Origin of the sequence: Tsukamurella sputi (assembly GCF_007858445.1) — a bacterium.
GTDB classification, from domain to species: domain Bacteria; phylum Actinomycetota; class Actinomycetes; order Mycobacteriales; family Mycobacteriaceae; genus Tsukamurella; species Tsukamurella sputi.
The window spans coordinates 1-12,520 of the sequence record NZ_VIGV01000008.1; the positions used below are offsets into that span (position 1 = coordinate 1).

Consider the following 12,520-nt stretch of genomic DNA (forward strand, 5'->3'; position numbering starts at 1 on the left):
CGGCGTGCTCGCCGTGGCTGAAATTCAGGCGCGCAACATCCATGCCCTCCTCCACGAGAGCAAGGACCTTCTCATCGGTTCCGACAGCAGGGCCCAGGGTGCAGACGATCTTGGTTCGACGAGTCACAGGACGCAACGTATGCACCCCGCCACGGCGTGACAACCATCACGCCCATATGGGCATCAGGCCCGATCGGCGGATTCCTCCGGCGCGACGCGCAGCAGCGAGATCGCGGTCTCCCGATCGGTGACGAGCGACGTCACCACCCCGCTGATCAGGCTCGCGCGAATGGCCTCGACCTTCTGGTGACCTCCGGCGATGGCGATCACCTCATCGACGGCGGCCAGCTCGCGGTAGGAGATCGCCAACGTGCGGCCGCTGTAGTTGGTGCGCACCGGCCGCCCTTCGGCATCGAACTGGATGGCGCACAGCTCGGCAGCCACGTTCAGCGAATCCAGTTCCGCCCGGCCCTGATCCGAGAGCATCGCGTACACCTGCGAGCCCGTCAGATCCAGGCTCCCCACGGCGACCACCGCCACCGTGATCCGCTTCCACAGGTCCATCGCGGCCGCGACGCCGGGCTGCCGCGCGAGCGCCGCCTTCATGCGCTGGTCCGACATGATCAGCGGCGCGTAGATCGGATACTGCGGCCCCCGCGAGACCGAGGTCAGCTGGCGCACGAGATCCACCGAGCTGGCCTGGACGTCGCCGACCACGCCCGACATCTGAACGATGGTGCAGGGCGGCAGGTCCCGGACGTGCTGCGCCATCGCATCGAGGGTGCGTCCCCATCCGACGCCGAGCACGTCCGTCTCGGTCAGGACTTCGCTGAGGAGGTCCGCGGCCACGCGCCCGAGCCCGTGCCGCAGTCCGTCGAAGTCGGTGAAGGAGCCGGTCGCGACCAGCGCCCGGCGCAGTCCGTAAGCGCGTCGCAGCCGCTCGGAGAGGTCCGCCTCGATCGCGGCGTCCGTGTTGATCTCGATGCGGACCAGCCCGGACTCGAGGCAGGCATCCAGGATCCGGGCCACCTTGTACCGGGAGAGCCCGTACTCGGCGCCGATCTCCATCTTCGACTTCCCGTCGAAGTAGAACCGCCGCGCGATCGCTGCGGCACGGACCACCTCGGCCGGCCCCATGGACCCCATCACTGCCTCCTCAGGGCGCCCAGGACGGCCGCCCGCCGCGTTCCAGCGTAGATCCTTCATGCCCGATTCGGCGCCCATATGGGCGCGGCCGTTGTCGAAACGTTCCGATCCCCGTGTGATGGGCGGGTACGACGGGGCCGAACGCCCTGTTCCTACCGCGAAGGGGATGAGGAATGCGTATCGGAGTGCTGACCGGTGGTGGTGATTGTCCGGGGTTGAACGCGGTGATTCGGGCGGTGGTGCGGACGAGTGATTCGCGGTACGGGTCGGCGGTGGTGGGTTTTCAGGATGGTTGGCGTGGGTTGTTGGAGGACCGGCGGGTGCAGTTGTCCAACGATGATCGCAATGATCGTTTGTTGACCAAGGGCGGGACGATGTTGGGGACGGCGCGGACGCATCCTGATGTGTTGCGGGCGGGTTTGGATCGGATCAGGCGGACTCTTGATGACAATGGGATCGATGTGCTCATTCCGATCGGTGGGGAGGGCACGTTGACGGCGGCGTCGTGGTTGGCGGAGGAGGGGGTGCCCGTCGTGGGGGTGCCGAAGACGATCGACAACGACATCGACTGCACGGATGTGACGTTCGGTTTCGATACGGCGTTGACGATCGCGACGGATGCGATCGACCGGTTGCATTCGACGGCGGAGTCGCACCAGCGGGTGATGATCGTGGAGGTGATGGGTCGGCACGCGGGGTGGATCGCGTTGAACTCGGGGTTGGCGTCGGGGGCGCACATGGTGCTGATTCCGGAGGTGCCCTTCGATGTGGAGGAGGTGTGCCGGTTGATCAAGCGGCGGTTCCAGCGGGGGCATTCGAGTTTCATCGTGGTCGTCGCGGAGGGCGCGAAGCCTGCGGAGGGGTCGATGGAGCTGCGTGTGGGTGGTACCGATGAGTTCGGGCATGAGCGGTTCACGGGTGTGGCGCATCAGTTGGGGGTGGAGATCGAGAAGCGGATCAACAAGGAGGTCCGTACGACGGTGCTCGGGCATGTGCAGCGTGGTGGTACTCCGACGCCGGCGGATCGGGTGCTCGCCACGCGCTACGGTGTCAACGCCGCTGATGCGGCGCATGCCGGCAAGGTCGGGCAGATGGTCTCGCTGCGTGGCACGCAGATCGGGTTGGTCCCGCTCGCGGATGCGGTCAAGCAGCTCAAACGGGTGCCCCGAGACCGCTACGACGACGCCGCCGAGTTCTTCAAGACGCCTGCGTCCTCACGCGACCGCTGACTCCCTCCACTGCATCGGGGGTTTCTCGGCTTCGGGCCATCGCGTGGCCGCGATCGCCGAGCGCTCGTCGTCGGCTCCTTGACTTAGAGCGCACTCGAAGGCTTAGCGTTGCTCACGTGGCCGCACTCACCGACGAAATCAACGCACTGCTGGCAGGACACGACCCGCTGCCCACACTGGACGAATTGCTCGCCGGCCCCGCACACGAGGGGCCGCTGACGGTGGCGGAGATGTCGGAACTCGTCGGCGTCTCGGGCCACACACTGCGGTACTACGAGCGGATCGGCCTGGTCACCGTCGACCGGGACGGCGCGGGGCACCGGCGTTACGGCCCGCGGGCCATCTCGCGGGTGATGTTCCTGACCAGGCTCCGCCTGTCCGGCATGCCGATCGCCGACATCACCGAGTACATCGCGATGGTCGAAGCGGGTCCCGGCACCGAGCCGGCCCGGCTCGCCCTACTGCAGGCGCATCGCTCGCGCGTCGCCGCACAGATCGAGGAGCTCAAGTACTCGCTCGCCGTCATCGACTACAAGATCACGACCTACGGCGGCGCGCTCGGCGACTGCGCCGGAGCCACGGCCACCGTCGAAAACCATGAACCCCAGGAGGACTGACATGCTTCCCATCCGCTCGCTCGGCGACCTGCAGGTCTCGGCCCTCGGCCTCGGCTGCATGGGCATGAGCCACGCCTATGGAACTCCCGACCTCGACGAGTCCCGCGCCACCCTCGAGGCGGCGCTCGACGCCGGTGTGACCCTCTTCGACACCGCCGACATGTACGGCAACGGCGCCAACGAGGAGTTCCTCGCGCCCTTCGTGCAGGCCCACCGCGACCGCATCGTGCTCGCCACCAAGTTCGGCTTCGTCAACGATGAGAATCAGCGGCCGATCGGCATCGACGGGCGGCCGGAGCGCGTGGCCGCGTGCGTCGACGCCTCGCTGCGCCGCCTCGGCGTCGACGTGATCGACCTCTACTACCTGCACCGTATCGACCCGCAGGTGCCCGTCGAGGAGACGGTGGGCGCGATGGCCGAGCAGGTCGCCGCGGGCAAGGTCCGCGCACTCGGCCTCTCGGAGGCGAGCGCCGAGGACATCCGCAAGGCCGCCTCCGTCCACCCCATCGCCGCGCTCCAATCGGAGTTCTCAATCTTCACCCGGGACGTCGAGGACGGTCCGCTGCAGGCCGCGCGCGAGGTCGGCGCGGGCCTGGTGCCGTTCAGCCCACTCGGACGCGGCCTCCTCACCGCGGACCGCGCTGCGATCGTCGCGGCCCTGCAGGGCGACGACTTCCGCACCACCATCCCCCGCTGGCAGGGCGAGAACCTCGAGGCGAACCTGCGGCTCGTGGACCGGATCGACGACCTCGCGGCGGAGCTCTCGTCCGATGGGGCGACGGTGACCGCCGCCCAGGTCGCGCTCGCGTGGGTGCTGGCGCAGGGTGACGACGTGGTGCCGATCCCCGGCACCACGCGCCGCAACCACCTCGCGGACAACCTCGGCGCCGCGGACGTCGTGCTCAGCGCGGCGCAGCTCGCCGGGCTGACCGAGCTCTCCGCCGTCGGCAGCCGCCTGCCGCAGCGCACGCTGCAGCAGCGCTGATCGGCGCTCGGACCAACCGCTCGGCAAGGGGATACCAAGGGGTCCGGTCGATCGTGGACGTCAGCGGGGAGGCGCCCCGCTGGAATCCGGGAGAGATCGATGCATCCACACCTGATGCAGGGGCAGACGCAGCGCGCGACGGGGCAGATCCGGCTCCACTGCCAGCGGGGTCGACGCGGGTTCTGGCAACGATTCAACCGCATGGATCGGATCGGCGAATTCCTCTGGAGCCGCAACCCGCTCGATCTCTTCGGGTGGCTGGAATTCGATGGCCCAGAGGTTTGGGCCACTGTGGACGGCTTGGTCAAGCAGTGGCCGCTGGCGACGATGTGGAGAACGAACACGCTGACGGTGGAGGCGGGCGATCGACTGCTGCGCGTCGCCTGCAACACGGACAATGCCACCTTCACTTGGCTGTACCTGCCCGTTCGTGTGCTCCCCGAGCAGACGGTGGACGTCTACTACACCGCGCCGCGCGCGAAAGGCGTGCCCGCCACGCTCGGCTTCACGCCGTCCTGACGGGCATCAGGCGGGAACGCGCGGACTCGCCCACCGCGCGACCGCGGCTAGCGCGGCGGCCGCCACGAGCACGCCGCCGGCGGTGAGGAAGGCCGCGTCGTAGCCGTCGCCGAGCATCGGCGCGACGACGAGCGGGCCCACGATCTGACCGACGCCGTACCCGGCGGTGAGCACCGCGGCCGAGCGCGGGATGCCGATCCGCGCGCCCGCCTCCATCGACAGCATCACCGCGCCGATGAAGGTGCCGCCGAAGAGCACCGCCGAGACCGCGGCCGCCGCCGGCCCCCGGACCAGGGCGGGCAGCACCGCCGAGATCACCTGCAGGAGCAGCGCGATCACCAGCAGGGTCTCCGCGGAACGGTACCGGCGCAGCCGCGCCCAGATCAGCGGCGAGACCGCGGCGGCCAGGCCGACGATCACCCACGCGGCCGGCCCCTCCCAGGGCCGGCCGCCCACGGCGACGGCGGCGACGAGGAAGGTGCCGAGCACGATGTACCCGAGCCCCTCCAAGAAGTAGCTGACCCCGAGCGCCCACCCGGCGACGCCGGGCCGGGGCGGGGCGGCACCGTCGGGCCGGGGGACGGCGGCGGTCGCACCGGGCGGGAGCCGCCACGCGAACGCCCCGAAGGCCGCGGTGGCGAGGGCCGCGACCCACCACAGGGCGCGCCAGCCGACGACCTCGCCGAGCCCGACGATGAGAAGTCCCGATGCGGCGATCCCCACGCCCACACCGCAGAAGGCGACGCCGGCGGCCGCGGTGCCGGCGACGGCTCCGGCGCAGTAGACGAAGACGACCGCGCTGGCGAGGCCCGCGATCAGCCGCACCCCGGACCACAGCGGCACGTTCACTGCGAGAACCATCGCGATCTCGCTGGCCACCAGCGCCAACAGCGAGGCCCGCAGCAACGCCGTGCTGCGGGCCAGGCGCGGCCAGATCGCCAGCGCAAGCGCGCCGAGGAAGTAGCCGAGGTAGTTGAACGTGGCGACGATCGCCGTGGAGCTCGGCGAGATACCCGCCTGCTCCTGCATGAGCGGGAGGATCGGCGTGTAGACGAACCGCCCCAGACCCATCGCGGCCGCGAGCCCGGCCAGGGCACCGAATCCGAGCTGCCGCGTATTCACTACGGCAGTCTAACGAGCGGACCGCTCCCCCTTCGCGGGGAGGAGCAGCGCGATCGCGAAAGCGGCCGCCACGAGCCCGGCGCTCACCATCAACGCCGCGCGGTACCCCGGCAGGACGGTGCCGCCGCCGTTCATCGCGGCCGCCACCGTCACCAGGATCGCGAGGCCGAGGGCGCCGCCGACCTGCCGGAAAGTGTTCAGCACTCCCGAGACCATCCCCGCGGCCGACGGAGCCACCGCCGAGGTCGCGATGTTCGGCAGGGGGAGGAAGACCATGCCGATGCCCACCGAGGTCACCAGCGACGGGATCAGGACCGCGGTGAGGAAGTCGCCGTCCGCGGGCAGCGGGGAGAAGAGCAGGAAGCCGACGGTCGCGAGCGCGGTGCCGATCGCCACCACGCGGCGCTCGCCGATCCTCGGCACCAGCCGGGTCGCGATCTGCACCGCCGCGACGATGCCGAACGAGAAGGGTAGGAACATCAGTCCGGTCTTGGTGGCCGAATACCCCAGGCCCATCTGGAGATAGAGGGAGACGAAGTAGAAGGCGCCGAACTGGCCGGCGACCACGAACGCGAAGACCAGGCACGGCACCAGCACCTCGCGCCGGCCGAGCACGCGGAAGTCGACCAGCGGCACCGTCGTGCGCCGCTCGACGATCACGAACGCCGCGAGCAGTACCGCCGCGACGACGAACCACCCCAGCGTGCTGGCGCTCCCCCACCCGTTGTCGGTGGCCGCGACGATGCCGTACGCCAGCGCCGTCAGCCCGATGGTCGCGAGGACACCTCCGGCCCAATCGGTTCGACGGTCCGCGCCCTCCACCGGCCCGGGCGCGGCGTGGGTCAGCGCCAGGCCGAGCACCGAGACGACGGCGCCACAGGCGATGACGGTGCGCCAACCGAAGGCGTCGGTGAGCACACCCGAGAGCACCACGCCGACCGCGCCACCGACCGAGGCGCCGATCGCGATGGCGGCGAAGCCTTTCGCGCGCTGCGCGGGCTCGCGGAAGGTGAGCGCGATCGAGGTGATCGCGGCCGGCGCGATCGCCGCGGCCCCGATGCCTTGCAGCGCCCGCACGACGATCACCTGCCACGGCTCCTGACACGGGTAGGCACCGAGCGAGGCGACCGTGAACAGCGCGAAACCGAACCTGAGCAGGGAGCGCGGGCCGAACCGGTCGGACAGTCGGCCGGCCAGGAGCAGCAGTCCGCCGAAGACGATGGCGTAGGCGTTGACGACCCACGACAGGCCCTGCGGACTGAAGTGGACGTCGTCGCGGATCGCCCGGAGCGCGACGTTGGTGACGGAGGCGTCGAAGGCGACGAGGAACTGCGACAGTGCCGCCAGGAGTAGCGCGGCTCCCGTCCGACTTTTTTGTGTATCGAGTAACATAAATAGCAAGGGTAGCCTCAGTCACGGGCGTCCACAAGACCGTTCGGCCAGAATGTGGGGATGCACCAGATCACGCCGCGCCGCGGGCGCCCGCCCAGCATCACGCGGGAGCAGATCGTCGAGCGGGCACTGCTCGTGCTCGACGAGGCCGGCGTCGACGGGCTGACGATGAAGTCGCTCGCCGGCGACCTGGGCGTGACGACCATGTCCCTCTACCGGCACGTGGACGACAAAGAGCATCTGCTCGCGCTCGCCCTCGACGCCATCGCGGAGCCCTTCGCGGCGATCGACTTCCCCACCGAACCGCGCGAATGCATCCGGCTGGCGATGACCACGCTCTACGAGGCGCTCACGGCGCATCCGTGGGTTCCCGAGGCGCTCATCCGGCCGCAGCGGATCGGCCGCGGGGCACTCCTGCTGACCGACGCCGTGATGGGCGCGGCGTACCGGCTCACCGGCGACCGCGCCGCCGCGCTCGCGGCCTACCGCGCGCTCTGGAGCCTCACGCTGGGGAGCGTGCTCTCCCACCTGCGGCAGCGCGCGGAGGGCACGCCGCTCACCCACGAGCGCATGGACGAGATCGTCGGGACGATGCCCGGCGATGCGGTGCCGAACCTGCGCGCGAGCGCCGAGCTCGACGCGGCACCGGCCACCGTCGACGATTTCGCCGCGAGCCTCGCGGCACTGATGACGGGCCTGTTCGGGCCCGAGCCCCCGAGCCCGAGCGCCTAGCCCGAGACGTCTAGAAGGGCTGGTTCGCAGGCTTGTTGGCGAGCACGTGCACGTAGTAGTCCTTCAGCCGGAGCTGCGACGCGGCGGCCTCGTCGATGACGACGGTGACATGCGGGTGGAACTGGAGCACCGAGGCGGGGTTGATCGCGGCGACGGGTCCCTCGACGGTGGCGGCGATCGCCTCGGCCTTGCCCTCGCCCGTGGCGAGCAGCAGCAGGTGCTCCGCCTCGGAGATGGTGCCCAGGCCCTGCGTGAGGACGTGGATGGGCACTTCGTCGATGGAGGAGAAGAACCGTGCGTTGTCCTCGCGGGTCTGCGTGGTGAGCGTCTTGATCCGGGTCCGCGAGGCGAGCGAGGAGACGGGCTCGTTGAATCCGATGTGGCCGTCGGTGCCGATGCCGAGCAGCTGCACGTCGACGCCGCCCGCGGCCTTGATCGCGTCCTCGTACCGCTGCGCCTCGGCCGCGATGTCCGTGGCGGTGCCGTCGGGACCCTCGACCTTGGCATCGGGGATGTCGACGTGCGAGGTGAACTCCTTGCGGATCACTTCGCGGTAACTCTCGGGGTGCCCCTTCGGCAGGCCGACGTACTCATCGAGGTTGAAGGAGACGCAGTCGGCGAAGCTCAGACCCTCGTCCCGGTGGCGACGGATGAGCTCCTGATAGGTGGCGAGCGGCGTGGATCCGGTGGCCAGCCCGAGGACCGCGGGACCCCGGCGCACGTGCTCGGCCACGATGTCGGCAGCGGTCACGGCGACGTCGGCGGGAGTCGGGCGGATCACGATTTCCATGCGGCCATCCTAGAGCGTGTTCGCCCCGAATACCCGCAGATCAGCGAAACTGGTCATAACCAGAATCACGCGGTGCGCGTGCGGCCGCGAAGACCACCGATGAGCAGCACCAGGCCCGGGCCGCCGATCAGCAGCGCGAAGCCGAACGCCCCGAAGATGCCGCCGAGCAGCCGCGTCATATCGGGCCGCTTGCCGAGAACGACCTCGGTGTAGCCCGGGGTCGGCACACAGGTCGCGGTGACGGCGCCCGCGCCCGTGTCGAACACCCGCAGTACCATCCGGTTCTCCACCGTGACACTCCCGGGCACCTCCCGCTGAGCGATCGGCGCACCGTCCGCCCCGGTCAGCACGCACGACGGCGCCCCCTCCGTCGTGCGCGTGGCGGCGAGGACGGCGTACTCCGCGCCGGCCGGCAGCTCGACGGCGTGCGGCGCACCGTCGAGCGGGATCGCCTGCGCATCGAGCCGGAACTGCGGCAGCGTGAACGCGAGGACCAGCAGGATCGGCACGACGATCGCCGCGAGGATCATCGCAGCGCCGGCGCGGAGCTTCGTCGTGGGGTTCACACCCCGAGACTAGGGGCGGAACGCCCGATTCACGACGATTCGCGGCCCCACATTGATGCACGTCACAGCGGGCGAGGTCGGCGTGATGCGCACCGCATCCGGTTGCTTGAGTTGTATTCTGCAACTACCGTCGGACGGCATGACAGACATGCTCCGCAGGACCCGCACCGGGGCCCCGTCGGACGGCCTCCTCATCGCCGTCCTCTGCCTCGGCGGACTCCTCGCCTCCCTGATGCAATCGCTGGTGGTGCCGCTCGTCGGCCAGCTGCCGCACCTCCTCGACACCACGGCCGACAACGCCTCGTGGGTCATCACCTCGACGTTGCTCGCCTCGTCGGTGGCCATGCCGATCGCCGGTCGCCTCGGCGACATGTACGGCAAGCGCTTGATCCTGCTCACGAGCCTGCTCTCGCTGATCGCGGGCTCGCTGATCTGCGCGCTCTCGCACACGCTGCTGCTCACCGTCGTGGGCCGCTCGTTCCAGGGCTTCGCGATGGGACTCGTCCCCGTGGGCATCTCGCTCATGCGCGACGAGTTGCACGCGCGCAAGATCCCCGGCGCCGTCGCACTCATGTCGGCCATGCTCGGCGTGGGCGGCGCGATCGGTATCCCGTTCGGCGCCTACATCTCCGAGCACTTCGACTACCACACGCTGTTCTGGTTCTCGCTGGCGCTCGGCGTGATCACGCTCGGCCTGGTGTACGTGGTGGTCCCCGAATCCCCGAACCTCAACCCCGGGAAGTTCGACGTGGTCGGCACCGTCGGCCTCAGCGCGGGCCTGGTCTCCGTCCTGCTTTCGATCACCAAGGGGCAGAGCTGGGGCTGGACGTCCGCGGCCACGATCGGCTGCGCCGTCGGTGGCGTCCTCGTCCTGCTGGCGTGGGGATGGTGGGAGCTGCGCACCCGGGAATCCCTGGTGGACCTGCGGATCTCGGCGCGCCGCCCGATCCTGCTGACCAACCTCGCCTCGATCATGGTCGGCTTCGCGATGTTCTCGCTCATGCTGACGATGCCGCAGTTGCTGCAGATCCCGGAGGCCACCGGTTACGGACTCGGCCTGACGATGCTGAACGCGGGCCTGTGGATGGTGCCGGGCGGCCTGGTGATGATGGCACTGTCCCCCGTCTCCGCGCTGCTGACCAAGCGGATCGGTGCACGCCTGACGCTCGCGATCGGCGCCACGATGTCGGCGGTCGGCTACTTCGCCCTACTCGGCCTGACCGACGCCACCTGGAAGATGTCGCTCGGCTCGATGATCGTCTTCGGCGGTGTGGGCGTGGCCTATTCGGCGATGCCCGCCCTCATCATGGGCAACGTTCCGGAGACGGAGTCCGCGGCCGCCAACGGCCTCAACTCGCTGATGCGCTCCATGGGCACCGCGGTCGCCTCCGCCGTGATGGCGACCGTGCTCACCCGCACGACGATCACCCTGGGCGCCGGCACCCCGCGCGCCGTCGAACTGCCCGCCGAATCGGCGTTCACCAGCTCGTTCGTGATCGCCGGAATCGTGGCAGCGGTGGCCGCCCTCGTGGCACTGGCGATTCCGCGCACGCGCCGCGCCGCGGACGAGGAGACCGGAACCGCTACTGCGGAAGGTCTTCCGGAAACTCCGGCAACAGGTGCTCGAAGGGCTTGAGGTTCCACAGCGGTTCGCCGCGAGAGACGCGCCAGTCGAACTCGCGGCGGATCGCCGTGGAGAAGCCCAGCTCCAGGAGGATGTTGAAGTCACCGTCGGCGGCCTCGAGCACCTGACCCAGGATCCGGTCCAACTCCTCCTCGGTCAGCTCGGCAAACCGGCCGGTGAGGTAGATGTCGCCCGCCTTGTCGATCGTGTACGCCACCCCGTACAGGCGCCGATTGCGCTGCAGCAGATAGCGGTACACGCCCTCGAAGTTCTCGTCGACGTGACGGCAGACGAAGGCCTCGACCCGCGCGCCGTGCGTCCCGAGGGTGAGCAGGGTCGTCGTCTTGAGCTTCTTCTCCCCCGGCAGCTCGATCACGAAGTGGGCGACGTCCTTGCCCGACTCCTCCTTGCGCGTGAACTCGAGCTCCCGCGCGGTGAGCGCCGCTTCGATCTGCTCGGGCGTCATGCTCACGGTCATATCCGCACTCCCGTTCTCCGCCGCCGGCGGCGGACCGTCTGCGCCGCGTGCCGGCGCGCCTCGATCGCCTGTCCGTAACTCTGCAGCAGGCCGTCGGCCGTACGCGCCCACGAGAACTGGCGGGCGTGGGCGGCGGCACCGTCGGAAAGCCTGTGCCGCAGTTCCGCGTCCGAGGTGAGCTCGTCGAGCACAGCGGTCCAGACCTGCGGCTCGTGGCCGTCGATGAGACGTCCGGAGACACCGTCGGCCACGGCGACCGGCAGGCCACCGACCTTCGCCGCCACGACGGGCGTGCCGCAGGCCTGCGCCTCGACCGCGACGAGCCCGAAGGATTCGGAATAGCTGGGGACGACGACCACGTCGGAGGCCCGGTAGACCTCGGCCAGCCCGGCGGGCGGCCGCGGCGGGCCGAAGGTCACGGAGCCCTCGATGCCGAGCTCGCGGGCCAGCGCGATCAGCGCGTCGGGCCGCTCCAGTCCCGTGCCCGACGGTCCGCCGACCACGAGCACCCGGATGCGGCGCTCGGGATGCGCGTGGATCAGCGGGGCCGCGGCGCGCAATAGCAGGTCGGGCGCCTTGTGCGGCTGGATCCGGCCGACGAAGGTGAGGACGATCTCGTCGTCGGCGATGCCGAGCTCACGACGGGCCGCGCTGCCGTCGCCGGGCGTGTAGGTGCTCAGATCGGCGCCCGGATAGACCACGTCGATGCGCTCCGGCGGAACACGGTGGATCGCCGCGAGCTGCCCCGCCTCGACCTCGGTGTTGACGATGAGACGATCGGCCTCGTCGGAGACCTGCTGCTCGCCGATGATGCGGGCCTGCGGCTCCGCGGTGTCTCCGACTGCGAGCGCGTTGTTCTTCACGGCGGCCAGGGTGTGCGCGGTGTGCACCAGCGGCACGCCCCAGCGATCGCGGGCCAGCCAGCCGACCTGACCGGACAACCAGTAGTGCGAATGGATGAGGTCGAAGTAGCCCGGTTCCTCGCGGGCCTCGGCACGCTGCACGCCGGCGGCGAAGGCGCACAGCTGGGCGGGGAGGTCCGTCTTGTCCAGGCCCTCGAACGGGCCGGCCACGATGTTGCGCACCCGGATGCCCGGTGCGGCCTCGACGATCGACCGATCCGCCGAGGCCGTCGCCCGCGTGAAGATCTCCACCTCGATGCCGCGTTTCGCCAGCTCGAGGGAGGTCTGCCAGATGTAGACGTTCATCCCGCCGGCATCGCCCGTGCCGGGCTGGGCCAGCGGTGACGTGTGCACCGACAGCACCGCGATCCGGCGCGGCGTGGCGACGGCCGCGGACTTCCCAGTAGGCACGCCGTCC

Annotated in this window: 14 protein-coding genes; 6 read left to right on the forward strand and 8 right to left on the reverse strand. The window is 70.0% G+C overall.

The window, feature by feature from the left end; genetic code table 11:
- Both FK268_RS18680 and FK268_RS18685 read right to left on the reverse strand, forming a co-directional pair.
- On the reverse strand, nucleotides 1-127 hold a 127-nt coding region (locus tag FK268_RS18680), incomplete at its 3' end, for a pyruvate kinase (RefSeq protein ID WP_146436822.1).
- A 56-nt stretch (nucleotides 128-183) separates the two neighbouring features.
- On the reverse strand, nucleotides 184-1,146 hold the full coding sequence (locus FK268_RS18685) for a sugar-binding transcriptional regulator (protein WP_158636155.1): 963 nt from the start codon (nucleotides 1,144-1,146) through the stop codon (nucleotides 184-186).
- A gap of 173 nt (nucleotides 1,147-1,319) precedes the next feature.
- Between FK268_RS18685 and FK268_RS18690 the strand changes: the two genes are divergently transcribed.
- The 4 genes from FK268_RS18690 to FK268_RS18705 all read left to right on the forward strand — a co-directional run bounded on the left by FK268_RS18690 (nucleotide 1,320) and on the right by FK268_RS18705 (nucleotide 4,496).
- Nucleotides 1,320-2,375 (forward strand): ATP-dependent 6-phosphofructokinase, encoded by a 1,056-nt coding sequence (locus FK268_RS18690; protein ID WP_146436826.1) that lies wholly within the window; start codon nucleotides 1,320-1,322, stop codon nucleotides 2,373-2,375.
- A 116-nt stretch (nucleotides 2,376-2,491) separates the two neighbouring features.
- Nucleotides 2,492-2,992 (forward strand): MerR family transcriptional regulator, encoded by a 501-nt coding sequence (locus FK268_RS18695; RefSeq protein ID WP_146436828.1) that lies wholly within the window; start codon nucleotides 2,492-2,494, stop codon nucleotides 2,990-2,992.
- Between the two features lies 1 nt (nucleotide 2,993).
- The gene (locus tag FK268_RS18700; RefSeq protein WP_146436830.1) at nucleotides 2,994-3,977 is read left to right on the forward strand and encodes an aldo/keto reductase; all 984 of its coding nucleotides are present in this window, start codon (nucleotides 2,994-2,996) and stop codon (nucleotides 3,975-3,977) included.
- 201 nt (nucleotides 3,978-4,178) lie between these two features.
- Nucleotides 4,179-4,496, forward strand: a complete 318-nt coding sequence (locus FK268_RS18705) for a hypothetical protein (protein ID WP_146436832.1) — start codon at nucleotides 4,179-4,181, stop codon at nucleotides 4,494-4,496.
- A gap of 6 nt (nucleotides 4,497-4,502) precedes the next feature.
- Here the strand turns inward: FK268_RS18705 and FK268_RS18710 are convergent, their stop codons facing one another.
- Both FK268_RS18710 and FK268_RS18715 read right to left on the reverse strand, forming a co-directional pair.
- The gene (locus FK268_RS18710) at nucleotides 4,503-5,618 is read right to left on the reverse strand and encodes a YbfB/YjiJ family MFS transporter (protein ID WP_146436834.1); all 1,116 of its coding nucleotides are present in this window, start codon (nucleotides 5,616-5,618) and stop codon (nucleotides 4,503-4,505) included.
- Nucleotides 5,619-5,627: 9 nt separating this feature from the next.
- Entirely contained in the window at nucleotides 5,628-7,010 is a 1,383-nt protein-coding gene (locus tag FK268_RS18715) for an MFS transporter (RefSeq protein WP_146436836.1), read from the reverse strand.
- A 60-nt stretch (nucleotides 7,011-7,070) separates the two neighbouring features.
- Here FK268_RS18715 and FK268_RS18720 point away from each other — a divergent pair, with 60 nt between their 5' ends.
- On the forward strand, nucleotides 7,071-7,742 hold the full coding sequence (locus tag FK268_RS18720; RefSeq protein WP_146436838.1) for a TetR/AcrR family transcriptional regulator: 672 nt from the start codon (nucleotides 7,071-7,073) through the stop codon (nucleotides 7,740-7,742).
- A gap of 10 nt (nucleotides 7,743-7,752) precedes the next feature.
- Here the strand turns inward: FK268_RS18720 and nagB are convergent, their stop codons facing one another.
- Together nagB and FK268_RS18730 are read right to left on the reverse strand one after the other, a co-directional pair.
- Nucleotides 7,753-8,532, reverse strand: a complete 780-nt coding sequence (gene nagB, locus FK268_RS18725) for a glucosamine-6-phosphate deaminase (protein ID WP_146436840.1) — start codon at nucleotides 8,530-8,532, stop codon at nucleotides 7,753-7,755.
- Between the two features lie 65 nt (nucleotides 8,533-8,597).
- Nucleotides 8,598-9,098: a hypothetical protein gene (locus FK268_RS18730; protein WP_146436842.1), complete on the reverse strand. Its 501-nt coding sequence runs from the start codon at nucleotides 9,096-9,098 to the stop codon at nucleotides 8,598-8,600.
- 139 nt (nucleotides 9,099-9,237) lie between these two features.
- On the opposite strand from FK268_RS18730, the gene FK268_RS18735 reads away from it, so the two are divergent.
- Nucleotides 9,238-10,734, forward strand: coding sequence for an MFS transporter (locus FK268_RS18735; RefSeq protein ID WP_146436844.1), 1,497 nt, complete (start codon nucleotides 9,238-9,240; stop codon nucleotides 10,732-10,734).
- Here the strand turns inward: FK268_RS18735 and FK268_RS18740 are convergent.
- Together FK268_RS18740 and mshA are read right to left on the reverse strand one after the other, a co-directional pair.
- Entirely contained in the window at nucleotides 10,682-11,188 is a 507-nt protein-coding gene (locus FK268_RS18740) for a type III secretion system chaperone family protein (RefSeq protein WP_438696006.1), read from the reverse strand. The two genes, FK268_RS18735 and FK268_RS18740, sit on opposite strands and share 53 nt — an antisense overlap.
- A gap of 8 nt (nucleotides 11,189-11,196) precedes the next feature.
- A complete protein-coding gene (gene mshA, locus FK268_RS18745) occupies nucleotides 11,197-12,513 on the reverse strand; it encodes a D-inositol-3-phosphate glycosyltransferase (RefSeq protein ID WP_146436848.1) in 1,317 nt (438 codons plus the stop codon).
- Nucleotides 12,514-12,520: the final 7 nt, after the last annotated feature.

Excerpts from the sequence above, each read along its gene's own strand:
- FK268_RS18735 (WP_146436844.1), top strand. The coding sequence starts at position 9,238 with ATGACAGACATGCTCCGCAGGACCCGCACCGGGGCCCCGTCGGACGGC.
- FK268_RS18705 (WP_146436832.1), top strand. The coding sequence starts at position 4,179 with ATGGATCGGATCGGCGAATTCCTCTGGAGCCGCAACCCGCTCGATCTC.
- FK268_RS18720 (WP_146436838.1), top strand. The coding sequence starts at position 7,071 with ATGCACCAGATCACGCCGCGCCGCGGGCGCCCGCCCAGCATCACGCGG.
- FK268_RS18685 (WP_158636155.1), bottom strand. The coding sequence starts at position 1,146 with ATGGGGTCCATGGGGCCGGCCGAGGTGGTCCGTGCCGCAGCGATCGCG.
- FK268_RS18690 (WP_146436826.1), top strand. The coding sequence starts at position 1,320 with ATGCGTATCGGAGTGCTGACCGGTGGTGGTGATTGTCCGGGGTTGAAC.
- FK268_RS18740 (WP_438696006.1), bottom strand. The coding sequence starts at position 11,188 with ATGACGCCCGAGCAGATCGAAGCGGCGCTCACCGCGCGGGAGCTCGAG.
- FK268_RS18700 (WP_146436830.1), top strand. The coding sequence starts at position 2,994 with ATGCTTCCCATCCGCTCGCTCGGCGACCTGCAGGTCTCGGCCCTCGGC.
- FK268_RS18715 (WP_146436836.1), bottom strand. The coding sequence starts at position 7,010 with ATGTTACTCGATACACAAAAAAGTCGGACGGGAGCCGCGCTACTCCTG.
- nagB (WP_146436840.1), bottom strand. The coding sequence starts at position 8,532 with ATGGAAATCGTGATCCGCCCGACTCCCGCCGACGTCGCCGTGACCGCT.